This window comes from Micromonospora sp. L31 (assembly GCF_052068075.1).
Taxonomy (GTDB): domain Bacteria; phylum Actinomycetota; class Actinomycetes; order Mycobacteriales; family Micromonosporaceae; genus Micromonospora; species Micromonospora purpureochromogenes.
This window is the reverse complement of record NZ_JBQHDC010000033.1, coordinates 1-604: the sequence shown is the minus strand read 5'-3', so window position 1 is coordinate 604 and position 604 is coordinate 1. Positions and strand designations below refer to the sequence as shown.

Sequence of the window (604 nt, the reverse complement as noted above, 5' to 3'; positions counted from 1 at the left end):
GTCAGGCGGTGGCGGAGTAGCCGCGGGTGGCGATCCAGTCGGCGAGGTTGTCGACGCTCATCCGGTAGGAGGCCTGGTTGGGGTTGGCGGAGTCGGCGATGGTGACGGTGTTGCCGCCGTTGGTGTAGCCCACGACGCTGATGTAGTGGCCGCCTTCGAAGGAGTGGGTGGTGCCGTCGGTGTCGGTGGCGGTGCCGGCGATGTTGGCGACCACGGCGCGGCCGTCGTCGATGGTGCGGACGATGTCGGTGCGCAGCTTGTCGGTCTGCTTGCGGTCGGCCTTGCTGTCGCGGATCTCCACCGACCGGTAGGCGTCCTTCTTGCCGGTTTCCTTGTTCAGGACGGGGGTGATGTCGTTGATGCTGTTGGTGCCGGCCTCGGTGGTGCCCATTTCCTTGGCCATGGCGTCGACGTCGATGTTCTTGCCCTGTACGGAGAGGGCGTTGCGGGTGGCGGCGGGGCCGCAGTAGTAGAAGTTCGGCTGGGCCTCGTAGCGCACGTTGAGTTCCCGCTCGCCGTGCGACTTACGGTCGGCCTGCATCGACGCGGTGGGGGCGGCGTGCGCGGCGAGGGCCGGGCCGGCGATCCCACCGGCGGTAGCGGC

1 protein-coding gene is annotated in these 604 nt (G+C 68.5%); it reads right to left on the bottom strand.

Annotated elements, in window-relative coordinates:
* Position 1: 1 nt before the first annotated feature.
* The coding region (locus ACTMS9_RS30650) for a C39 family peptidase (RefSeq protein WP_441166633.1) at positions 2-604 on the bottom strand (603 nt) is incomplete at its 5' end.